Here is a 23437-nt window from a genome sequence, read left to right as displayed (position 1 = left end):
GAACCGAGTGAGCATACCTACCCACCCACGAGGAGCCCGTTTGTTATGGCCGTCGTGTGAACGGTAGGCCCGCCGAACGGGAAGCGGAGACCGGACCAGGACAGTATCGAGGGCGAACGTCGCCGAGATCGCCTGCAAGCCCGGTACGACGCCAGGTATCGAACCATCCTCCCAGCCCGCTTCACGGTGGGCGTGTGCAGATACTCCTTAACAAAGCCGACCGGGTGCCAACGCAGGCGGTAGCAGGTGTCTCGAGGAACCATATGTCAGGATCGACAACAGGGGCCGAGCGCGCGTTCGTGCTCGGCCTCGACGGCGTCCCGTGGCGGTTTATCGAGCGATGGAGCGAGGACGGCACGCTCCCGAATTTCGCCAGACTCCGCGAGGAAGGTGCGTCGGGACCACTCGACAGTACCCGACCGCCGACGACGCCGCTGGCGTGGCCGTCGATCGCGACCGGCGTCTGGCCGGACAAACACGGCGTGTACGGGTTTCAGAAGCTCTCGTCCGAGTACACGCATCGGATGTACACGAGCCAGGACATCACGCAGCCCCGGCTCTGGCACCAGCTCTCTCCGTCGATCGTCGGCAACGTCCCGCTGACCTATCCGCCGGACGAACTCGACGGCAGTGTCGTCGGCGGCATGATGACGCCGTCGACTGAAACCGACTACACGCATCCCGACTCGCTGGCCGACGAGATCGAGGACGCGATTCCCTCCTATCGAATCAGCCTCGAGTATCCGGAGTACGCAGACGACCTCGAGGCGTTCGAATCCGCCATCGACGACCTTCTCGCCGACAGACGCGCATTGCTGGATCTCTTGCTCGACCGAACGCCGGACTGGCGACTGTGTTTTTTCGTCTTCACGGCACCGGACCGCTTCCAGCACCTCGTCTGGGACGAGGATCGGCTTCGCGAGCACTACCGGAAACTCGACTCGATACTCGGTGACGTGATGGCGTACACGGACGAGCGAGACGCGAACCTCTTCGTCGTCTCGGATCACGGCTTCGGGGAGATCGAGACGCTCGTCTACGTCAACTATCTGTTAGAGGAGGCCGGCTACCTCACGCGGCGCGACGACGAGGGAACCAGAGGGGCGCTCTCGAAACTCGGTATCACGCGCGATCGCGTGACGAACGTGCTCGCACGCGTCGGGCTCTCCGAAGAACGGCTCGCGACGACCCTGCCACGGGGAATCGTCGACTCGGTCGCCGAGTCGATCCCCGGTGATCACGCCCTTTACGACGTCTCCTACCCCGAGACGACCGCGTTCGTCCACGACGCCGGCAACCTCTACGTCAACGACACCGAACGATTCGCCCACGGAACCGTGGATCCTCGCGACGTCCCCGGCCTCAAATCGGAGGTGACCGACCTGTTCGAGTCCGTCACCGATCCGGTAACCGACGAGCAGGTCCTGTCCGTGTTCGACGGTGACGAACTGTTTCCGACCGACGATCACTCCCCCGACCTCGTGGTCAACGGGAAGCCAGGATACGAGACGCGCAACGCCATCGTCGACGAACCGTTCGGCGACACCGGCTCGACGGCGGCCAGTCACGAACGCACCGGCATCATGTGCTGTCGCGGGCCGGACATCGAGTCTGGCGCGACGCTGCGGGGCGCTCGTGTGGTCGACGTCTCCCCCACACTTTTGCACGGACTCGACGAGCCAGTCCCGGCGAGTGCCGACGGCCGCGTCCTCTTCGACGCGTTCGAGACCGACTCTCCGCCGGCGACCACGAAGGTCCGGCGACGGACCGTGAACGTGCGCGAACACGACAACTCGGTCGACGACGATTTCTCGGACGTCGAGACCCGTCTCAAAGGGCTCGGGTACATGGAGTAACCGAGGCTCAACAGGGGGTCAGATCGTCCAGTCGATTACACTGGAATGGCTCGTCGAGTCCGTCGTACTACCGCTGGCTCGTCGTGTCGAACAGACTATCAACGGACCGTCGAGTCAGAGTGGTCACCAGCGCGGCGACCAGTGCCAGGTCAATTCCGTCCCTGGGCCAGCCGACGCCGAATCGTCGTCGCCTCGCTCCAGAGTGGATACAGTCGACGATAGACACCGGTCGGCATGGCTCGGGCGCCCGCTCTGAGCACGCGATGAGAGAGGGGTGGCCGAGACGAGTCGACGAGTTCGTCCAGGTCCACGGAATCGAGCCACGCGAAGAAGGCGCGTTCGGCCTGAGAACGCGGTGTCGTCTCACGCGCTCGATCGCGAATGTCGGCCCACATGTGGCGCTCGTCGATTCCGAGGACCCAGTGGCCCCGCTCGAATGATTCCCTGACGGTCCGGTAATCGGTGTCGGTGAAGCGATAGCCGTGGTCGATCGGATCGAGCCCAGCGAGCCGAAGACCGATCGCCGTTCGGTAGCACTTCTCGCACCGGCCACAGTTACCGTCGAGCCGGTCGTTGCAGGTCTGGAGTTCGAGTTCGTGGGGTGATTCCTCGGCGTACGTCGCGAGCAGGTCGAGTCGCTCCTGCCGCGTGAGTTCGTAGCCGTCGTGGTGGCACTCAACCCCTGCCCAGCGAACGTGCCCGTCGATGTCGGGGCGCGAACCCCAGGCGAGATCGATCCCCTCCCAGTGTGTCGCCGCGACGTAGAGGTCGCCGATCCCGCTCGCGTACGCGAGCGGTGCACACAAACCAGTGAGACCCAGCCCGTGCCCGACCGAACTGTACCACGCACCGTCGACGTGGCGCTTGTAGTGGGCCAGTAACATCGGGTGATCGAGAAAGCGGAGCATGTTCGACTCGACGAATGCCGTCTCCAGATCGCGCGGTTTGGCGAACGAGTTGACCCGCGCACGCAACACGTCCCACTTGTGATCGTCCGCCGCGTCGGGGGTGATAGTCCACCCACGAATACTCACGAGCGTCGGCGCTTCGTCGCGGTGGCGGACGTACGACGCCGTCGAGTCGACACCGCCGGTGAAGAGCAGTCCGCTCCCATCGGTCCGGTCCGGCACCTCAGTCCGCCGCCGCGGTGCGCGGAGCTGCCCGCCCGCTATGAACGAGTGCATGTCGCCGAGTGCGTCGCGAACGGCTGCGAGCGACCGAGCGAAGCGCTGGTCGACGACGGGTGCCCGTACGTCGCCGCCGCGAGCCCACGCGACCGGACAGAGCTGAGAGAGGACGGGGATGATCAGGACCGATCGGGGAACGTCGTCGATCGGTCGGTCGTAGGACACCCGGAACGGGTCGCCCGAAAGAAATCGAGAGAGTCCGCCGGTCGCGCTCACCGTACACTCTAAGTCGGTTCCGTCAGCCCGGATCGCATCGACGCTGAAAGCTGGCATGTCGGGGAGAAACACCACGGAGGGACACGACGACGACGCCAAAAACCCCGCTGGCGCGTCGCACACGGCGCGAAACCCAAACCTCGGCCGCTGAGAGTAGCGGCTGGATAACAAACGACCGAGGTGAATTCGTCCAGACCGATGACCCAGGCTGTCGACCGGGCTCGCGTCGATTCGCGAGCGCCGACGGCGGAACGCGGCAGGGGCCGAGACGAATTTGGACCGCGGGTTCCGGCCGCCGTCGTCGCTTCTCGTACAGGAGTTCCGAGAGTCGTCCTCAACTGGTGGCCGACGGGGGAAGCGATCGATGCGTAAGACGCTCGCCAACGGGTGGATCGCCGTCGGATTCGTCGCCGTGGCCATCGCCATCGTCGCCGGCCGACTGCAACCGGCGACCGGATACGAGCCCTCGCTGTACGCGGCGACGCCAACACTCACCTGGCTCTGTCTCGGGCTGGCGTTCGTTGTCGCCGTCCCGACGGCGTTGACCCATCGGGGCATCCACCAGGCGCTCGGGATCGGCCTCGGCGGCCTCGCGGTCACCACGATCGTCTGCCTGCCGCTCATCCGGGGCTACACGTTCATCGGGATGGGCGACGGGCTGACGCATCTCGGCTGGACGCGAGACATCCAGTCGGGAGCGATGGCCCCACACGACCTGTTCTATCCGGGGTTGCACAGTCTCGCGACGGGATTGTCCACCGTGGGCGGATTCGACCTCTCGCAGGCACTCCTGATCGCTGTCGTCGTGTTGTTCGTCCCGTTCGTTCTGTTCGTCCCACTAACCGTCGACGCGATTACCGACCGTCCGCAGGCCGTCGGCATCGCAGCGATCCTCTCGTGGTTCGTGCTCCCGGTGAACAACGTCTCGACGCACATGGGCGCACACAGCAACACGAACGCACTCTTTCTCGTCCCCGTCTTCCTCTTCGCCGTCGTCGCGTACCTCTACCGACGTGGACCGACTTCCCTCCCGGTTCTCGGTTCCCCATACGGAGCGCTGGTCGTGCTCGTTGGACTCGGTCTCTTGCTCGTCCATCCACAACAACTGGCCAGTGCGATCGTCATCCTCGCCACCATCGCCGCGATCCAGGTCCTGCTCAGACGTCGCTCGACTGACGATCACCCGATCCTCGAACACCCGACGACGACGGCCCACACGGCCGTGCTGGTTGGCGCGTTTTCCGTCTGGGTGCTCGCGAACGAGCGCTTTCGGGAGGCCGTCATCGGGTTGGCGTACGGCCTCGCGACGACCGACGTCGGCGGCGACGACACGGTCGGCCAGCGACGAGCCTCGCTCACCGAGATCGGCGGGAGCATTCCCGAGTTGTTCGCGAAGCTGTTCCTGGTGAGCGGGCTAATCGGACTGATTGTCGGCGGGTACCTCCTGATCGTCTGGCTCGGTCGAAGCCACGCCAGGCCCAGAACGCGCACGGCCGCGACGTACCTCGGTGGAGCCCTCGTTCCCCTCGGTGCGATGTTCGCCGTCTATTTCCTCGGTACGTCGACCATGGCGTTCAGGCAGGTCGGCTTCATCGCCGTCGTCCTGACGATCCTCGGGGCGATCGCGATCGCCGGGTTCGTCGGCTGGAGTGGTCAGTACGTCACACGTGGCCTCTCGACGGGTCTCGTCGCCGTCGTTCTCGGAGCCTGCCTCGTCCTCGCGCTGGCGACGGTCTTCGCCTCACCCTTCATCTACAGTCCCACCCAGCACGTCTCCGAGGGAACCTACCACGGCTACGAAACGGCGATCACGAACGGAACCGACCAGCCCTACGCCGGGTACGGCTACACGACCTACCGGTTCAATCACGCCCTCTACGGCGTCGAGGGGGCCCCGCCCGAACGGGCGGGCATCGTCGGGTCGGGAACCGGCGTGATCGACGCCGACGAGTTCAACGGTGGGGACTATCAGTACGCCTACGCGGACGAAGATCCCTACTTTCTGGCCGTGAGTTCGTTCGACACCGTCCGCGAACACGATCTCTACCGCGGTCTCAACTACGACCCGGGCGCGTACGAGCGACTCGAATCGTACGACGGGTCCTCCCGGTACGTCTCGAACGGCGAGTTCGTCCTCTACGAGGTGGCGAGCGGCAGCGACCGGTTCCGGTGAGACGGGGAACGGTTTTCGCCTCGGCGGGATTCGGTTCCACTTCGATGGGGGATCGGCCTTCAGCTGGTGACCGATTCGATCGTCGTTCGCTCTCGAGGTATTACCTCGACAGTCACGTTGTGGCGAATCCACTCCTGTTTGCTCGCTCCTTCGGTTAGATCGGTGACTCGTCGAACGATGTGAGAACAAATCGGGAGTGAGTGAGTCGTGAGGCGGACACTCACCGGACCAGACATTAGTTCCATAGAAAAGTTTATGTATTAAACGTCCTGTTACGGGAGTGTATGACAGATTACCCCCGCTCTCACGAGTCCCCCGAACCAGACACCGACGCGAAATCACGACTTACCCGACGCAGTTTCGTCGGTACCGTCGCTGCCGGCGTAACCGCCGCTGCGACCGGTGTCGCCGGGTCGGCGGCCGCAGACGACAGCGAGTACGACACGGTTACCCTGGCTGCGGGAGAGCGGAAAACGGTCACTGTCGGCGATGGAGAGACCCTGGAGAACGTCCTGTACGACTGCACCGCGCCGGATACGCACGTGACGATCAGCGCGATGGGCACTGACTGGACCGTCCGAAATATCGGTGTCCAAGGCCGCGTCGACAGGAAGGAAGCCGTCTTCGGTGTCGCCGATACCGGTGGCAACACCTCCACGATCGAGAACGTCTACCTCGGCGATGGTGCCAGCGACGGTCACCGGATCGGTCTCGGCATCTGGGTGGCACCCGACCACTCGGGCCACCTCGACATCGACGGCGTGAACATCCAGGAGATGGGCGACAACTCGTTCTACTGCTCTGCGCCCGGCTCGAAGGGTGGCGGGACCGTCGACATTCGGAACAGTTACTCGGCCAACTCCTGGGTCTCGCACTTCAGACTGGCCGAGGGGACGGTCGAGAACTGCGTCGCCGTGAACGACGAGCAGCACAAAGACGGTCGCGGTGTCTGGGCGTGGTCACCCGGCTCCGTCGAGGTGCGCGACTGCAACCTCGTCATGAACGGCCGCCACTACGCCGTCGCATGCGGTGCGAATGGCTCCGGCTCTACCGTCGAACTGTCGAATACGGCCTTCTCGACCGACTACCATGGCGGCCTCAAGGAGGTCGACGGCGGCACGATTGACGTCGTCGACGAAGCCGATCGACGACCCGAAGACGTCTGTCCCGAGTCGTGTCCCGAATCACCGACCGAAGCCGCAGCCGGGCAGTAACCGCACGACCGACGCTCGCCCCCAACGTCCAGTCCGTCGCCGTTTTTGAGGATTTTGCCGGTCCCAACAGCTGGTACTTCCGCTCATCCCTTCGACGGCACGAAGCGAATCCACGATAACAGTCGATTACTCCTGACGGGGCGAGGTAATGACCACATCCTGCTTAATTAGAATATTTCCCCGACATTCGACGAACGTATCCAACGTTATCAACTCTAATGATTGACTTTCTGGAACTATTATGAGAAGAATACGAGAAAGTTTATGACGGTATTGTCTCGTTACCAGCCATGGCACGTGAACGTCAGACCGAGAACGAGAAGTCGAGACGACCAAACTCCGAATCCGACCCCCTTGGGCGACGACGATACCTCCAGGGTATCGGCACCACTAGCGCTGCTGTCGTCGGCATCGGTACGACCGGCGTCGCCAGCGCGACTGAATATGAGACGATCACCGTCGGTACGGGAGACCACCGCGTCGTGAGTCTCGGAGCCGGCGAGACGCTCGAAAATACCGTAATCGACGTCACGGCCGACGGCGCGTCGGCGACAATCGATGCCCACGAACCGAACACGACGATCCGCAACGTCGGGTTCGAGGGTCGAATGGACAGCCCGCCGACGGGGATCATGGGCGTGACCGAACCTGAAAACGGAACGTCGACGGTCGAGAACGTCTACCTGGGTGACGGCGCGAGCGCGGGACACCGCCACGGGCTGGGACTGTGGGTATCGCCCGAACACTCCGGCCACCTCGTCATCGACGGCGTGAACATCCAGGAGATGGGCGACAACTCGTTCTACTGCTCTGCGCCCGGCTCGAAGGGTGGCGGCACAGTCGAACTCCGAAATTGCTACTCGGCGAACTCCTGGGTGGCTCACTACCGCCTCGCGAAGGGCACCGTCGAGAACTGCGTCGCGCTCAACGACGACCGGCACAAGGACGGCCGCGGTATCTGGGCGTGGGCGCCCGGCACCGTCGACGTGCGTGACTGCGATCTCGACATGAACGGTCGGCACTACGCCATCGCCGCCGGCGCGAACGGGGCGTCCACGACCATCGAGGGGACCGACGTCCGGTTCGACACCGGTTTCCACGGCGGATTGAAGCGGGCGAACGGCTCGACGATTTCGATAGACGGCGAGACCGACGATCCTGACGGAAGTCGGATCCCGGACGGCTGCCCGACCGGTGCCGCCGAAGCGGCGTCCGGGCGGACAGCACGGGGAAACGAATCGGCTACGAGCGATACCGACGAGTCGAGCACCGATGGCTGGCTGTCCGACTGGGATTTCTGGACCGTCTGAATCCCTCCTTCGCTGGTTCACCGGTGGGGAGGAGAACGCCGGCCGAAGCGAGCGCGGACCGAGCCAGTGGCGACGGTCCCTGGCTCACAGGGCTGACCGAGGCCCGTTCGATTCGCACGGCGGTGATTGCTCCCCCTCCGTAACACCACCTGTATACGGGACTGTGCCGTACCGTTCCTCGCTTCGAAGTTTTACGCCGCTTCTCGAATCTGGGAGGCGAACCAGCCTCGGTCTCGATCGATACCAGCGCGTGCGCTGCAGCGGGCGGAGTTTCCTCTGGCCAGCGATATCAGCCCGATACGCATCCCGATAAACAGTCAGGATACCGTGAGACTCACAGTATTTTACAGACACAGATACAAGAAAGTTTATGCCGGTATCCTTTCGTTACCCGGCTATGGCACGCGAACCTCCGGAAAGCGACAACGGGCAAGCGAACGCTGAAGACGGAACAGCCGAATCGGCGACTAGTAACACCGGCTTACTGCATCGCAGATCCTATCTACAGCTCGCAGGGGCTGCCGTCGGCGGGGCTGCGATCGCCAGCGCAGCCGGTCGCGCGAACGCCGCATCGTACGACGTCGTCGAGGTCGACGCTGGCTCGCACGAGGTCCTCCGCGTCGGCGCGGGCGAGACACTGGAAAACGTCCTCATCGACGTCACGGCCGACGGGGCATCGGCGACGATCGATTGTCACGCCCCCAATACGACGGTTCGCAACGTCGGGTTCGAGGGTCGGATGGACAGTCCACCGACGGGAATTATTGGGGCGTCCGACACCGGTGGCGGAACGTCGGTTATCGAGAACGTCTACCTCGGCGACGGCGCGAGCGCGGGACACCGCCACGGGCTGGGACTGTGGGTATCGCCCGAACACTCCGGCCACCTCGTCATCGACCGGGTGAACATCCAGGAGATGGGCGACAACTCGTTCTACTGCTCCGCGCCGGGCAACAACGGCACGGTCGAACTCCGAAATTGCTACTCGGCGAACTCCTGGGTGGCTCACTACCGCCTCGCGAAGGGTACCGTCGAGAACTGCGTCGCGCTCAACGACGACCGTCACAAGGACGGCCGCGGTATCTGGGCGTGGGCGCCCGGCACCGTCGAGGTGCGTGACTGCGATCTCGACATGAACGGTCGGCACTACGCCATCGCCGCCGGCGCGAACGGCAGCGGGACGCACGTCGCGGTGTCCGATACGCAATACAGTACGGCGTTCCACGGCGGGATCCGCGAGGCCAACGGATCCACCGTCGACCTGCAGCAAGGGAACGGAACGAATCCCGACGGGAGTCGACTGCCGGACGGCTGCCCTACTAGTGCCAGGGAAGCGGCTGCCGGTGGTCGAACGCAAGTACAGACGACGAATCGGATCGAGTTGAGCGGCCAGTTCAGCTACCGGATCGAAGTCGACGGCGAGATCGAACCGGCCGCCGCCCACGCGCAGTGGCTCACCGAGGGTGAGGCCTACGGCGACGACTGGGCGGAGTGGTGGCTCTCCGGGTCCGACGAGGCACGCACCGTCTGGGAGTACACCGGGGACATCACCTCGCTGGAAGTGACCGAGTACGACGGCACTACGAGCGTTCGGACACTGGCCGTGAACGGTGACGAACTCGACCACGACAAGTACGTCACGCCGAGTACACACACCCTCGAACTTGCCGGCCAGTTCGACTATCGAGTCGAGATCGACGGCGAGATCGAACCGGCCGCCGCCCACGCACAGTGGCTCACCGAGGGTGAGGCCTACGGCGACGACTGGGCGGAGTGGTGGCTCTCCGGGTCCGACGAAGCGCGCACCGTCTGGGAGTACACCGGTGACATTACCTCGCTGGACATCAGCCCACACCAGGGTCGGACCGCGGTCAGGACGCTCGCTATCGACGGCGAATCCGTCGATCACAAACGCTTCGAGTAGTCCTCGACAGCGTCTTCGCTTCTGACGAGAAATCGGCGTTACCGGTCACGAGAGAAATTGGCTCCCGCACCGGAACAGCAAGCTGGCACGCGAACTGGACCGGACCGATACTGTCGACGGGAGCCATTTGCACGTAGGATTTCAATGGACAAAAAGGTCCCGTCGGTCGGACTCAACAGGTGGAAGGGACAGTTGCAGGCGGACTCACTCGATGCGGGAAAGTTTGCCGTCCACGTGGCGCTGCAACCGCTGGTTGAAGACGACGTGAAGCGCCGTGAGACAACAAAACGCCCCGACGACCAGCGCGGAGAGCAGTGGCATAGAGACGGCGCCGACGAGCGGCAACTCGAGGAAGCCGGCGAGTAACACGACGAGTCCGACGACGCTCAGCGCCGCGTACCACCGATCCCACCGATCGTGCTTATGTGACTCCGTATCGAGGTACATCACCAGCAGGTCCGCGTTGTCCGACAGTTCGATCAGCCCACGATCCTGATCGTACTCGATGATACCGGCGTCGTCCATCTTCGGCAGGTGCGTCTGGTAGAGGGCGACGTAGACGCGCTTTCGCTGGTCGGAGTTGAGCTGATTGACCGTGGTGTCGTTCTCCCAGGCGGCGATCTGTTCGGCCAGTTCCGAGAGCGTGACGGTCTCGTCACAATCCAAGAGGTAGGTCAACACTTCGCGTCTGCGCCGGTTCTTTAGTAGTTCGAAAATGACGTCCTTCGAGAGGCCATCGGCACTCGTATCTTCGGTAACCGACGTGATTTCCTCCGGCAGCGATGTATCGACGGACGACATTACCTCCGACCCTCGTCTCGATGGCGGTCGTACTCGTTCGATGCTGTCGGTCCGGGGTCGGCCGGGGTAGAAGAGCCGCTCGTGTTGCTCGTCGATTCCCTCGGGCTACCGATCAGATTCACGTATGACACACCAACTGGTATCCCAACGGTGACACTCTTAAACACCCCCACGTTTTGCACCGTTTGCAAACGTCTATGGCCCGATTGATCGCGATCGATCTGAGTGTCAAGTTCCAATAACGTAAGTGTTGTCGGCGGCCGTCCCGACGACGTAGCGAGGCCCAATCGGCGGCGGATGGTGGCGAAATCAGTCGCCAAAGACGGTAACGGTGGCGTATTCGGCACCTGCACGAACCCAGGCGTCGACGCCGTTCCAGCGAGTAGACTGTACCGAGGGGAGGGACGCATCGCGTCGAGCGGACGGGACGGGTCCCCAAAAGCGTGCGCAGAGACCGCTCACCGAAACCCGCCCTTACTCCAGCGCACCGACGGACCGGACGCTCGAAACAGTGTCACAGTGGTGCTCGTTCGAGTGATGGTCGAGCAGCCGAACGCATCACAGTAACGTTCGTCCCAGCCCCGTCCCGGTTACGAACAGGTAAACCGATCGGCCAGGCCGTATCCGGGTACGTCGACCGTCGAGGCGGTGTACAGCCCACCTGCGAGTCGCTCGTTCATACGTTAGACAGTCACCGCTGCCTCGCACGTCTAAGCGGTGGCTCGACCGGAGAGGTATCCGGTGTCCAGCTGGCCAATAGGTCGCCCAGTGGGCACCTGACTGATAAGACACCCCAGGGTAGTACTGACCGGGAGTCGCTCGGATACCCGGCCGATGAGTTGCCAGACGAGCGTTGCCAGACGACGCAAGCAGCTGCGCTCACTTGCGAGGAAATCGGACGGACTGTCCGAATGCAACGGTGAGACGATCGGTCGCAACGGGTCGAATCGGCCGCAGTAAGTACGTATTTCCACTGAAACCATGGCAAGGCCTTACAGTGAGTGCCTGAGTCTGCCAATCCACTGATGACACGGTCCGTCACCACGAAGAACGTCCGAGAAGAGACCAGCGTCGGCGAGGGCCAGTGTCCGGACTGTGAGACGGAGACGGTCGTCCACGATCCGGACAGGCGGGAACTCGTCTGTGAGGAGTGTGGGCTCGTCCTGAGCGACGAACCGATCGACTACGGGCCTGAGTGGCGCGCGTTCGACGCCCGAGAGCACGAAGAACTGTCCCGGGTCGGCGCGCCGCTGACACAATCGATGCACGATCGCGGCCTGACGACGACGATCGACTGGCGGAATCGGGACGCGAACGGTCACTCGATGGACGCCGGCAAGCACGGACAGCTCCACCGGCTCAGAGTCTGGCAAGAGCGAATCAGGACGAAGAACGCGGGCGAACGAAATCTGAAGTACGCGCTCTCGGAGATCGATCGGATGGTGAGCGCCCTCGGCGTGCCGAAACCGGTCAAGGAGACCGCGAGCGTCATCTACCGACAGGCGCTCGATCGCGACCTGATCCGCGGGCGCTCGATCGAGGGCGTTGCGACGAGCGCGCTGTACATGTCCTGTCGGAAAGACGATATCCCGCGCAGTCTCGAAGAGGTGACCGCCGTCTCGCGCGTCGACCAGCGCGAGATCGGGCGCACCTACCGGTACATCGCCGACGAGCTCGACATCAACTTAGAACCAACCAACCCCCGGCAATTCGTCCCCCGATTCTGTTCGGAACTCGACGTCAGCAGCGAGGTCGAGACCACCGCGATCGATATCATCGACGAGACAACCGAGCTCGGCCTGCACTCGGGAAAATCGCCGACCGGATTCGCCGCCGCGGCGATCTACGCCGCCGGCCTGCTGTGTGAAGAGACCATTCCACAGCGTGCGGTCGCCGAAACCGCCCAGACGACCGTCGTCACGGTCAGAAACCGCTACCGCGAACAGCTCGACGCGATCGACGAGCAGCCAGCCGCCTGATCGAGAGCGTCCCCACAGCGGGTCTGCGAGGAACTACAGAAGAGGCGGATCTGGCTCGAAGCGACGACACCAGCCATCATCGGATCGGCATCCATCGACCGGGTCGGTCACGAAATCCGCACGGTCGGCCCGTCCAGGCCGGGCTCCGTTACATAATCGAGCGTTCGTCCGACCCGTAGGCGTCCTCGTCGATCAGGGCGTTTAACGTCGAGTACGGAACGAACGCGACGAACGCGTCATCGTCGTCGTACAGTTCGATCCCTTCCTCTACGTGCTCGTAGCGCTCACAGACGATCTGGCCTTCCGGGAGGATAGCCCGATACATGGGTCACCGTACGGACTGAAGCCGCTTAGCCGTTCCCACCAATCAGTCTTCAGTCACGTCGATCAGCGGTGAGTCGCAGCCGTCCTGCGTGGGATGCGTAACGCAGCGCACGGACACGATACCACGTGTTCGCTTCGTTCGCGGGCGGACACGTAGGCGTCGGACTCACGAGGCGTAACGGGTTTAGCCCCGAGCGCAATACCCGTTGGCGTGACCGACGAGACCGGGGAGCCCACAGGTGGGGACCCATCAGAGCCGACGGCCGATACCGACACCGATGGCGCGGAGGAGCCGACGAGTTCGTTCTCACTCGCGTCGTTCTACGACATCTGCGAGACGCAGGGTCGACCGATCTTGACCGCCGGAACCGTGGCGACGGCACTCGGAACGAGCCACGAGGCAGCGAACGCGGCGCTCGACCGGCTCGCCGACGACGGTGACGTCACGCGTCTGTCGGTCGAGGCGGATCCCGTCGTTTGGTACCCGAGCGACCTCGACGATCCCCGCGCCCGCGAACGCGTCGTCGTCTTTCCGAAGCGCCGGGAGATCGTCGTCGACCAGCCCCAGCAGTTTACGCGCGCCCAGCTCTCGCAATTCGCCCACCTCGCGGAGACGACCGGTGACGGTGGCTACCGGTACGTCGTCCGCCCCGAAGACGTCTGGCAGGCTCCTCACGATACCCTCGATGGCCTTCGACGGACCATCCGCCAGGCCCTCGGCGAGCGAAACGACACCCTCGAAGACTGGATCGAGAGCCAGTGGGACCGGGCACGGCAGTTCCGCCTCACGACGCATCCGGACGGCTACACCGTGCTCGAAGCGCAGTCGCCCGAGATCATGGGCAACGTCGCGCGACCGCTCCTCGACGAAGAGCAGGTTCACGCACCGATTTCGGAGACCGAAGACTGGGTCCGAGAGGGCGCCGAGGCGGCGATCAAGCGCGAACTCTACGAGGCCGGCTACCCCGTGCAGGACGATCGGGAACTGGACGGTGGGGACCCACTCGATCTGGAACTCACCGTCTCGCTACGAGACTACCAGCGAACCTGGGTCGAACGGTTCGACGACCAGGGCGCTGGCGTGCTCGTCGGGCCGCCGGGTAGCGGAAAGACGGTCGCCGCGATGGGCGCGATGGAACGGGTCGGGGGCGAAACGCTCGTCCTGGTTCCGAGTCGCGACCTGGCTCGCCAGTGGGCCGACGCGCTGGCGGCAGACACGACGCTCGATCCCGCCCAGATCGGGCAGTATCACGGCGGCCAGAAAGAGATCCGGCCGGTGACGATCGCGACGTACCAGATCGCGGGCATGGATCGCCACCGAAGCCTCTTCGACGACCGCGAGTGGGGACTGACGATCTTCGACGAGGTCCACCACGTCCCGAGTGACGTCTACCGGCGCGCGACACACTTACAGTCGCGCTACCGGCTCGGACTCTCCGCCTCACCGATCCGTGAAGACGAGCGGCAGGCCGAAATTTTCACCCTCGTCGGCCCACCGATCGGCACCGACTGGGACGCCCTGTTCGACGCCGGCTTCGTCGCCGAACCCGAACTCGAGATTCGGTACGTTCCCTGGGCGGACGAAGCGGGCAACGCCCACGCCGCGGCCGACGGGCGTGAACGGTATCGTATCGCCGCGGAGAATCCCGCGAAGATCCACGAGGTCCGAACCTTGCTCGCTGCCCACCCGTCTGGTCAGGCGCTGATCTTCGTCGAGTACCTGGACCAGGGCCGGGAACTGTCCGACGCGCTCTCGATTCCCTTCCTCAGCGGGGAGACGCCCCACCACGAGCGCCAGCGTCTCCTCGACGAATTCCGCGCCGGCGAGTGCCAGCAATTGCTCGTCTCCCGGGTGGGCGACGAGGGACTCGACCTCCCGACGGCCGACCTCGCCATCATCGCCTCCGGCCTCGGCGGCTCACGACGACAGGGTACCCAGCGTGCCGGGCGAACGATGCGCCCGGCGGGTGGCGCGCTCGTCTACGTGCTCGCGACGCGGGGCTCTCGCGAAGAGGACTTCGCCCGCCGCCAGCTCCAGCACCTCGGGCGCAAGGGCATCTCCGTCAGGGAACACACCGTCGACCGTCCCGACGAAACGGACTCGACGGAAGAATCTGGAGCGGAGTGACGAACAGAGTGCCGACGACCCGGCAGATCACCGGCGACCTGAATTTGATGCCCCGTCAACAACGACGGTCGTTCACTGACCGAAGCGTGGCGCCCAGCGATGCGATCCGGTCCGTGTCGACAGCTTGGTCGACCGGGAGCGCGAGTACGCTCGCGCCGAGTGTCTGCGCCGTCTCGTAGGTGGGATCGGCGACGACGTCGGCGGGGAGTCTCGGCCAGGTGTGAACGTCCAGCCCGGCCGTCGCGAGCTGGGACTGGACGACGGCCGGTCGGGCCGCCTCGACCGGGACGCACTGCGGGCAGATGCCTACGGGAAGCGTCTCGAAGAGTGGGGTAAGGCCGTCGATCTGGTGAAGTTCGTCGAGCCAGGCACGATAGTGCGCTCTGCGTCGCATGCGGATCGACGCCGGGTCGACACGAGCACAGACTGCTGCCGTGAGTTTCGAACACGGTCGTTTCCCGGCTTCGTACCGGGCCGCTGGCCCGGGAACGTCGCCTGAGACGCGGTCGACGATCGGGTCGACCACGCGCCGGAGATCCGGGACGGCCCCAAGCACGCGGTCGAGTCCACGCGCGCAGACGAAACTGACGTCGTCCATCGTAACCGTGTCGGCGACGCCAGCACAGGTCGAGGGATCGATCCGCTCACGAAGCCGCTCGTTCGTGACGTAGAGGACGGCCCCGTTCGGCACCGTGAGCGTCTTCCAGAGGCTCGTGATCCCGACATCGCCGAGTGTCCCCAGCAGTTTCCCGTCCGCGACGCTCAGGGCCCCGTGAGCGTTGTCGTCGACGTGATAACAGTCGTGTTCGGCCGCGTGGGCTACGACGAGATCGACACCCGGCTGTGGGAACCCGAAGTAATCGATCGAGACGATGGCGAGCGTTCCCTCGTCAGTCCGTGCCGCGAGATCCGCTTCGTCCGGTTTCAGTTCCGGCGTGATGGCGTAGTATCGCGGTTCGACACCGAGTTCCCGGAGTGGTTCGGCGACCGCGTCCGGGACGTAGGCCGGCAGGAGGACGTTCCACGTCGACTGTGTCGTTCGGTCGACGGGCTCGCTGCGAGCGGATTGTCGACGGTCGAGTGAGTGGGACGGGTGACTGTCGGCAGCCGTCTCGGGAAGCATCGCGGCGACGGCGTCCCTGAGCGCGACCTTTCCGGTTCCATAGAGGCGATACTCGGGCGCGTATCGATCGAGGAACGACCCGATTCCCGTCGATCGCCCGCCTGGTTCGTCCTCGTGCGTTCTCCGCTGTCGCTGGCGACCAGACGCTACCATCGAGGATCACGGTCGCGGGCGCGGCCATCCCGACACAGGGCCATCGCCTTGACACTAGCCAACGGCTGGCTTTAGCATCCGTTTGCTACGGCGTTCGCCGGTCCCGTACGATCGGCGTACAGACCGGGTGGAACCCGTCGAGACCGGTGACTGCCCTTGAAACGCGACCGTACGCGCTGAAGCGATGCGATAACAAAGCGACCCAGTGGGAACGGGCCTGCATGGACGGATCCGCAGCACCGTCGGGACCCGACCTGTTACTCGTTGGGCTCGACGCCGGCTGTCAGTCGGTGCTCGACGATCAGTTCGCAGCGGGGACCGCACCGACGATCGAACGGCTGTGCTCGTCGGGCACGGTCGGCCCGCTCGAATCACAGATTCCGCCGTGGACGGCGAGCGCCTGGCCGTCGCTGTACACGGGAACCAATCCGGGGAAACACGGCGTCTTCGATTTCCTCACGTTCGACGGTTACGACTGGGACGTCGTCAACGCGACGCACGTCCGGTCGCGGCCGATCTGGGAGTTGCTGGACGAGCACGGCTACTCGAGCGTGGTCGTCAACGTCCCGGTCACCCATCCGGCCCGGGCGTTCGACGGGGCACTCGTCCCCGGGCTCACCGCACCGGAAGACCCGGCGTGTCACCCGGACGGGATCCTGAGCGAGATCGAAGACGCCATCGGCCCGTATCGGATCTACCCGCAGAGCTGGCAGAACGTCGACGACCAGCTCGACGCCTACGAGCGGACTATCCGCCAGCGAGGCCGTGCCTTCCGATACCTCCTCGATCGATTCGAACCGGAGTTCGCCTTCGTGCAGTTCCAGCTGACGGACTCCGTCTTTCACGAACGGCCGGGAGACGACGAGGCCGTCGAGACGGTGTACGCGGCCGTCGATCGCGAACTCGAACGAACGCTCGAAACGGTCGATCCGGGTGCGGTAATGCTCGTCAGCGACCACGGGATCGGCCCGGTCCGGGACGCCGAGGTGCGAGTGAACGAGGTCCTCTCCGACCACCAACTCCTCGAACGAAAGCAGGGTGGGGAGGGCATGCCCACGTGGTCTCGCGCGTTCGAGAACGACTTCGTCGAGGGCGCGGACGCGAGCGAGCACAGCCCCGGCGCGCTCGAACGGGCGATCGAACTCGCGGCGAAGGTGGGTATCACCACCCAGCGCGTCGCGGGCGTCCTCGACCAGGTCGGACTCGCCGAACCGATCGGCCGGCACGTCCCGAACGACGTCATCAGGGCCGGAAGCGAGCAGGTCGATTTCCCGGCCTCGGCGGCCTACGTTCGATCGAAGAGCGAACTCGGCGTCAGACTCAACGTCGAGGGTCGCGAGCCGAACGGGCAGGTTCCCGCCGCCGAGTACGAGCGCGTCCGATCGCGGGTCGTGGACCTGCTGGCCGACCTCGAGACGCCACAGGGCGAACCTGTGTTCGACCGCGTCGGACCCCGGGAGGCGTTCTTCGAGGGCCCACACCTCGCAAACGGCCCGGACATCGTGACGGTTCCGCGTGACTTCGACACCGCTCTCGTCGCCAGGCTCGCTGGCGATGCCTTCGGCGAGCCGATCGAACCGTGGAACCACAAACGGACGGGGGTGATCGCGGCGACGGGGCCCACCGTCGCCGACGTTCCGCTCACCGACGCACACCTCTTCGACGTCGCGCCCACGATCTGTGCGTACTTCGGCGTCCCCATCGACGAGACGATGGACGGACGAGCACTTCCGATCGTCGGATCGGGGGAGATCGACTCCTATCCTGCCTACGATCCGGGACCAACGACGGCGACGAACGACGGGACCGTCGAAGACCGCCTTTCAGATCTGGGCTACCTCTAACATCATGAGCGTCGACATCAGACAGTACGACCTCGAGACTGAGCCCGACGCGTGGAATCGCCTCGTCGATCGCGCCCATCGATCGAACCCGTTCTACCGGGCCGAGGCACTGGCGCTGCAGGCGGCCGAGACGGAGACGACCGTCCACGCCCTGGCCGGGTTCAAGGGCGAGGAACCCGTCGGGCTCTTCCCCGCGTTCGAACTGACGAAGGGGCCGTTCGCGGCGGTGTTCTCGCCGGCGCCACAGTCTTGGTCGTGCTACCTGGGCCCGGTCGTTCACTCGATGAGTCACCTGAAGCAACGCAAGGCCGACAGACGCCTGCGATCGTTCGTCGACGGCTGTCTCGAGTGGCTCGAAGACGCCTGCTCACCGGTCTACTGGAAAGTGACGACGGCGGGCATCGACGATCTTCGGCCGTTCACCTGGAACGGCTTCGACGTCTCGCTCCAGTACACCTACGTCGTCGATCTCGAGGACTCACCCGAAGCCGTCAGAGATCGATTCAGTTCGGACGCGCGTCGCAACGTCCAATCAGTCCCCGACGGCGTCTCCGTCACCGTCGAGGGACCGGACGCGATCGACTCGATCGTCGAACAGGTCGCGACGCGGTACGAGAAACAGGGGCGCCCGTTCCACCTCGAGCCATCCTACGTGTGCGCGTTGTACGACGCGCTCCCGGCGGGTGCGATTCGACCCTACGTCTGCCGGGTCGACGGCGAGTTCTGCGGCGGCATCCTCGTTCTCGAATCGGACGACACGCGCTTCCGGTGGCAGGGTGGCGTGAAACTCGAGGACGTCGACGTACCGGTCAACGATCTGCTCGACTGGCGAATCATCGCCGACGGGATCGACTCGGAGGCGACCAGTTACGACCTCGTTGGCGCCGGTGTCCCGGCCATCAACCGGTACAAGGCGAAGTTCAACCCGCGTCTCGAGACCCACCACACGATCACGTCGGGCACGTTCGGAATCGACCACCTCGTCGAACGCTACGAGCAGGCCGTGTAACCGGCTCTCGAAGCGCCCGGTCGGGCCTGACGCGTCCGGCGGACCTGACGACGGTCCGCGTCAGCGGTGAGCTTTAGGGATGAAGTCGGACGTCTTCATCTCTCGGTAGGTCGAACACTCGGGACAGGCGTGGACGACGTCCCGATTGTCACCGAACACCCGGGCGAATTGCCGGGTGACGCGATTGCCACAGGTCACGCAGTTCGGTGCGGCCGTCGATCGTTCTGCCTCGAGCGGCGTCCACTTCGTTTCGGATTCGGGTGCCATCGATCACGGATACCGACAGAACCGACATTGGTATGGAGGTCGTAATGGATCGGGAGCGACGAGCGATTGTCACTACGTGTCACGATAGAAGACGGCGGAAATTCGCCTGCCTTCTTGCGTTTATTCTCGTATTTACAGACAGTAGCAAGGAATTAATCACCAGATATGAGGGGATACTGGCCCCTCATTACGCTCGAAGCTCTCCAGCCCGTGTGTGGTGACTGCCCGGTCGCCAACGACGGGAACTCAGTGCCCCGGAACAGCTACCCCAACCGAAACCGACGGCCCACCGATCGACTCACTCGACGGTGACGCTCTTGGCCAAATTGCGTGGCTTGTCGATCTCCCGATCGAGTAAGTTCGCAGCGTGATACGACACCAGCTGGAGCTGGACGGTTGCGAGCAAGCCCGAGAGCATGGGGTGGACGTCCGGAATCGAGAGGTGGGCGTCGGCGAGGGAGACGGCGTCGTGGCCGCCCGGACAGACGGCGACGATCGGTGCGCCGCGGGTGGCCGCTTCCTCGGCGTTTTTGAGCGTTTTCTCGTCTTCCGTTCCGGTGAAGATCGCCACGACGGGCGTCTCCGGCGTCACGAGGGCGAGCGGGCCGTGCTTGAGTTCGCCCGCGGCGAAGCCCTCCGCGTGTTCGTACGTGATCTCCTTGAACTTGAGCGCCCCTTCGAGCGCGACCGGGTAGCCCAGCCCTCGCCCGATGAAGAAGAACGCCCGCTCACCGCGATATCGCCGGGCGACCGACTCGGCCGCGGAGCCATTCAGGAGCGTTTCCACGAGCGACGGGAGTCGGTCGACGTCCGCACAGATGTCGTCGATCGGCAGCGACGAGGATCCCGTCGACGCCGTCGCGATGCGATCCGCCAGCAGCGTGAGGACGATCGCCTGCGAGGAGAACGTCTTCGTCGCCGCGACGCCGATCTCGGGGCCCGCCCTGATGAACAGTTGCTCGTCGGCCTCGCGGGCGGCGCTCGACCCGATCACGTTCGTCACGGCGAGCGTCGTCGCCCCGGCCCGGGAGGCCGCCCGGAGCGCGCCGAGCGTATCGGCCGTCTCGCCGCTCTGGGTGACGGCCACGACGAGGGTTCGGTCGTCGATAGGCGGGGCGGAGACGCCGAACTCGTTGGCCAAGATGGCATCGGCGTCGACGCCGGCCCGCCGCAGCACGATCGCCCCGTACAGCGCGGCGTGGTACGACGTCCCGCACGCCGCGAGGACGACCCGGTCGATGTCGGCGAATGTCTCCGGCTCACAGGCGTCGAACGAGACCGAGCCGCGTCGCGGATCGTATCGGCCCTCTATCGTCTGGGCGATCGACGTCGGCTGTTCAGTGATCTCCTTTAGCATGTAGTGGTCGAACTCGCCCTTGCCGGTCTCCTCGGCGTCCCAGTCGACCGTCTCCCGACGGCGTCGAACCGGCGCTCCGTCCGCATCGGTGATCGAGATACCGTCCGGTTCGAGGACGACCACGTCACCGTCCTCGATGTAGATCAGATCGTCGGTGTACTCGAGGAACGCCGGGACGTCGCTCGCGAGGTAGTAGTCGTCACCGTCGATCCCGACGACCAGCGGGGAGCCGTCCCTGGCGGCGTACAGACGGTCGTCTCCGTCACACATGGCCGCGATCGCGTAGCTACCGGCGAGTTCCTCGATCGCGTTTCGGAAGGCCGTCTCGCCGTCGTAACCCCGGTCTACGTAGTACTGGATCAAGTGGGGTACGACTTCGGTGTCGGTGTCACTCGTAAATTCGTGTCCCTCCTCCTGTAGTCGCTCTTTCAACGCACCGTAGTTCTCGATGATTCCGTTGTGGACGACGGCGACATCGGCGGTCGAATCCGTGTGCGGGTGAGCGTTCTCGTCGGTCGGCGGCCCGTGCGTACTCCAGCGCGTGTGACCGATGCCGAGAGAGCCGCCCAGGTGCGTTCCCTCGAGCGATTCGACCAGTTCGTCGACGGTCCCGGATCGCTTCGCGATTTCGATACCCGTCCCGTTCTGGACGGCGACCCCCGCGGAGTCGTAGCCACGATACTCGAGGTTCTCGAGGCCGGTGAGCAGGGGTTCGATCGCCTCGCCGTCGCCAACGTGGCCGATGATCCCGCACATTATCGGCCACCCCGGACGGCAGGCCGACCGGCACTCGGTCGGGCGGTAGCGGCCAGTGTCGGCTCTGACGGCCAAACGAGCAGTGATCGGTCGCTCATAACCCCAGCCAACTGCCCGGCAGGCATTACTATTGAGCGGCTACGTCGTTCGGTAGCCTCTGGGTACAGGCGCCGTCGTGGCGGTTCCACACGAGTCGCTTTCGCCTCGACGACGCAGAAGGAAGTTGCCCTTCACAATGAGGCCTCACGCCCTCGCAGGATTCACGCTCACTCGACAGCGAATTGCACCTCGGTATTCTGTGGGGTACTCGATTGGAACGCGTCCGTCACCCAAGATTGGGGTTCACGCACGACCACTGGCTGTGGCTCCCTGACGACCAGCAAGCAGGTGGTCGACGCCAGAACAGAGCTTACCAGCAGCCCCAGCCATCCTTCGCCTAGTCCCACCCTACGAGCCACTGGGCGAGTAGGGTTCGCACCGAGCGGAAACTGGCCGAACGGCCGAGTCGCTGCCGCGTCGCACCCCGTCTAGTCAGCTCGGTCGTCGGGAAAAACGAGTACCGTGACCGGTTCCACGGTCCAGCTCCTGGTCACTCACACACGTGCCCAGAGACGCGATCACGCGCAGTGGCTCGGTCACGCGATCGATCGCATCGTCTGGAGGGTGTCCGCCAGGCCGATTCAGTCGTAGGCCGGACGCTGGGCCTGAATGATCGACGAGAGTTGGGCCTGTTCGTCGGCGAGCAGTTCCGTGAAATCGTCCGCGGTGATGATGCCAGAGAGCTGGCCGTCGCCGTCGGTGACCGGTAGCCGTCTGACCCCTTCCTCGGCCATCCGTTCGGCCGCAGTGTAGAACCCGTCCGATTCGGACACCATCGTGAGCTCCTCCGACATCACGTCCTCGGCCGTCGTCTCGTCCGGGTTCGACCCGTTTCCGAGGACGCGCGTCGCCAGATCGCGATCAGTGACGATCCCGACCGGCTCGTCGCCGTCAGCGATGACGACGCTCCCGACGTGTTCGTCGTCCATCATACTGGCGAGTTCGGCGACCGTTTCGTCTGTGTCAGCGGTGACGACCCTGCTTCTGGCGAGGTTTTCGACTGGCATAAGCGTGGATAGCTGCCCACGACCACGGGCATAAATCCCGTGGCGGGCCGGCCAGTGACGATCGCCCGGTCCACCACGGTACCGACACACGCAGCTATCGAACGCCGTCGATTACCCGAGTACGTATCTGAGGGCCGGATACCGTTCAATCAGCGGCTGTCCACCGACGTCGTAGGATTCGAGGTAGCGTCGAGGCCGAGGATGCGACCGGCGCCGAAGGCGGCGACCGAGAGGAAGACGAGCATGTACGCGAAGTCGCCGTTGATGTACCCGTGGTTCACCTCCCAGTTGCCCAGATAGAACATGAGCATCAGGAACGCGCCCCAGAACGCCGCGAGTCGGGTGAACGCGCCGAACAGGAGGCCAAGCCCGATGAGGACCTCGCCCCACGGCACCGCAACGTTGACGAACTCGACGAACCAGCCCGTCTCGCCCATCGCCACGAACAGATCGGCTGCTGGACTGCCGTTGTCTGGGACGACAGTAGTGAGGTAGAAACTGGCACCGAATTCCCCCGAGAGCACCTTATCGATCCCGCTCTGGAAGAACGCCAGCCCCATCATCAGCCTGAGCGCGAGGATGACCAGACCGACAGTGTGTGGAGTTGCCCGGCCGCGGTGAACCCGCCGATCGTACTCTCTAGATTCACTTCTTCGGTCGCCATACGGTACCCAACCGCATTCATTACTGATAGAAGTGACTGTCAGCTC

16 protein-coding genes and 1 pseudogene are annotated in these 23437 nt (G+C 64.4%); 9 read left to right on the top strand and 8 right to left on the bottom strand.

Annotated elements, in window-relative coordinates; all coding sequences use genetic code 11:
- Positions 1-263 precede the first annotated feature (263 nt).
- Positions 264-1856, top strand: a complete 1593-nt coding sequence (locus C479_RS00530; RefSeq protein WP_007696330.1) for an alkaline phosphatase family protein — start codon at positions 264-266, stop codon at positions 1854-1856.
- Between the two features lie 149 nt (positions 1857-2005).
- Here C479_RS00530 and C479_RS00525 read toward each other — a convergent pair whose 3' ends face one another.
- Positions 2006-3316: a hypothetical protein gene (locus tag C479_RS00525; RefSeq protein WP_007696328.1), complete on the bottom strand. Its 1311-nt coding sequence runs from the start codon at positions 3314-3316 to the stop codon at positions 2006-2008.
- A gap of 307 nt (positions 3317-3623) precedes the next feature.
- Between C479_RS00525 and C479_RS00520 the strand changes: the two genes are divergently transcribed.
- The 4 genes from C479_RS00520 (at position 3624) to C479_RS00505 (ending at position 9880) form a co-directional block, all read left to right on the top strand.
- On the top strand, positions 3624-5432 hold the full coding sequence (locus tag C479_RS00520; protein ID WP_007696327.1) for a hypothetical protein: 1809 nt from the start codon (positions 3624-3626) through the stop codon (positions 5430-5432).
- A 284-nt stretch (positions 5433-5716) separates the two neighbouring features.
- Positions 5717-6646: a hypothetical protein gene (locus C479_RS00515; protein WP_007696325.1), complete on the top strand. Its 930-nt coding sequence runs from the start codon at positions 5717-5719 to the stop codon at positions 6644-6646.
- 290 nt (positions 6647-6936) lie between these two features.
- Complete coding sequence (locus C479_RS00510) at positions 6937-7956, top strand: hypothetical protein (protein WP_007696324.1); 1020 nt, start codon at positions 6937-6939, stop codon at positions 7954-7956.
- A gap of 397 nt (positions 7957-8353) precedes the next feature.
- Positions 8354-9880, top strand: a complete 1527-nt coding sequence (locus C479_RS00505; protein WP_007696322.1) for a hypothetical protein — start codon at positions 8354-8356, stop codon at positions 9878-9880.
- A gap of 204 nt (positions 9881-10084) precedes the next feature.
- Here C479_RS00505 and C479_RS00500 read toward each other — a convergent pair whose 3' ends face one another.
- Complete coding sequence (locus tag C479_RS00500) at positions 10085-10681, bottom strand: DUF7344 domain-containing protein (RefSeq protein WP_007696321.1); 597 nt, start codon at positions 10679-10681, stop codon at positions 10085-10087.
- 1025 nt (positions 10682-11706) lie between these two features.
- Between C479_RS00500 and C479_RS00495 the strand changes: the two genes are divergently transcribed.
- On the top strand, positions 11707-12660 hold the full coding sequence (locus C479_RS00495; protein ID WP_007696320.1) for a transcription initiation factor IIB: 954 nt from the start codon (positions 11707-11709) through the stop codon (positions 12658-12660).
- 148 nt (positions 12661-12808) lie between these two features.
- On the opposite strand, the gene C479_RS16410 is transcribed toward C479_RS00495, so the two are convergent.
- Positions 12809-12985, bottom strand: coding sequence for a hypothetical protein (locus C479_RS16410; RefSeq protein WP_007696319.1), 177 nt, complete (start codon positions 12983-12985; stop codon positions 12809-12811).
- Between the two features lie 210 nt (positions 12986-13195).
- On the opposite strand from C479_RS16410, the gene C479_RS00490 reads away from it, so the two are divergent.
- Complete coding sequence (locus C479_RS00490; protein WP_007696318.1) at positions 13196-15112, top strand: DEAD/DEAH box helicase; 1917 nt, start codon at positions 13196-13198, stop codon at positions 15110-15112.
- Between the two features lie 55 nt (positions 15113-15167).
- Here the strand turns inward: C479_RS00490 and C479_RS00485 are convergent, their stop codons facing one another.
- A complete protein-coding gene (locus C479_RS00485) occupies positions 15168-16388 on the bottom strand; it encodes a DegT/DnrJ/EryC1/StrS family aminotransferase (protein ID WP_007696317.1) in 1221 nt (406 codons plus the stop codon).
- A 221-nt stretch (positions 16389-16609) separates the two neighbouring features.
- On the opposite strand from C479_RS00485, the gene C479_RS00480 reads away from it, so the two are divergent.
- Together C479_RS00480 and C479_RS00475 are read left to right on the top strand one after the other, a co-directional pair.
- Positions 16610-18232 carry an alkaline phosphatase family protein gene (locus C479_RS00480; RefSeq protein WP_007696315.1) on the top strand — a complete coding sequence of 541 codons (1623 nt, stop codon included), beginning with the start codon at positions 16610-16612 and terminating at the stop codon, positions 18230-18232.
- 4 nt (positions 18233-18236) lie between these two features.
- Positions 18237-19241 carry a GNAT family N-acetyltransferase gene (locus C479_RS00475; RefSeq protein WP_007696313.1) on the top strand — a complete coding sequence of 335 codons (1005 nt, stop codon included), beginning with the start codon at positions 18237-18239 and terminating at the stop codon, positions 19239-19241.
- Between the two features lie 60 nt (positions 19242-19301).
- Here the strand turns inward: C479_RS00475 and C479_RS00470 are convergent, their stop codons facing one another.
- From C479_RS00470 to C479_RS00455, 4 genes and pseudogenes are all read right to left on the bottom strand, one after another.
- On the bottom strand, positions 19302-19508 hold the full coding sequence (locus tag C479_RS00470; RefSeq protein ID WP_007696311.1) for a DUF7563 family protein: 207 nt from the start codon (positions 19506-19508) through the stop codon (positions 19302-19304).
- 298 nt (positions 19509-19806) lie between these two features.
- Complete coding sequence (gene glmS, locus C479_RS00465; protein WP_007696309.1) at positions 19807-21621, bottom strand: glutamine--fructose-6-phosphate transaminase (isomerizing); 1815 nt, start codon at positions 21619-21621, stop codon at positions 19807-19809.
- 680 nt (positions 21622-22301) lie between these two features.
- Positions 22302-22727 (bottom strand): CBS domain-containing protein, encoded by a 426-nt coding sequence (locus C479_RS00460; protein WP_007696307.1) that lies wholly within the window; start codon positions 22725-22727, stop codon positions 22302-22304.
- Positions 22728-22838: 111 nt separating this feature from the next.
- Positions 22839-23391: pseudogene (locus C479_RS00455) on the bottom strand (DoxX family protein).
- Positions 23392-23437 lie beyond the last annotated feature (46 nt).

It is taken from the genome of Halovivax asiaticus JCM 14624 (assembly GCF_000337515.1).
GTDB lineage: Archaea > Halobacteriota > Halobacteria > Halobacteriales > Natrialbaceae > Halovivax > Halovivax asiaticus.
The sequence above is the reverse complement of the archived record's forward strand: the minus strand, read 5'-3'. Positions and strand labels throughout refer to the sequence as shown.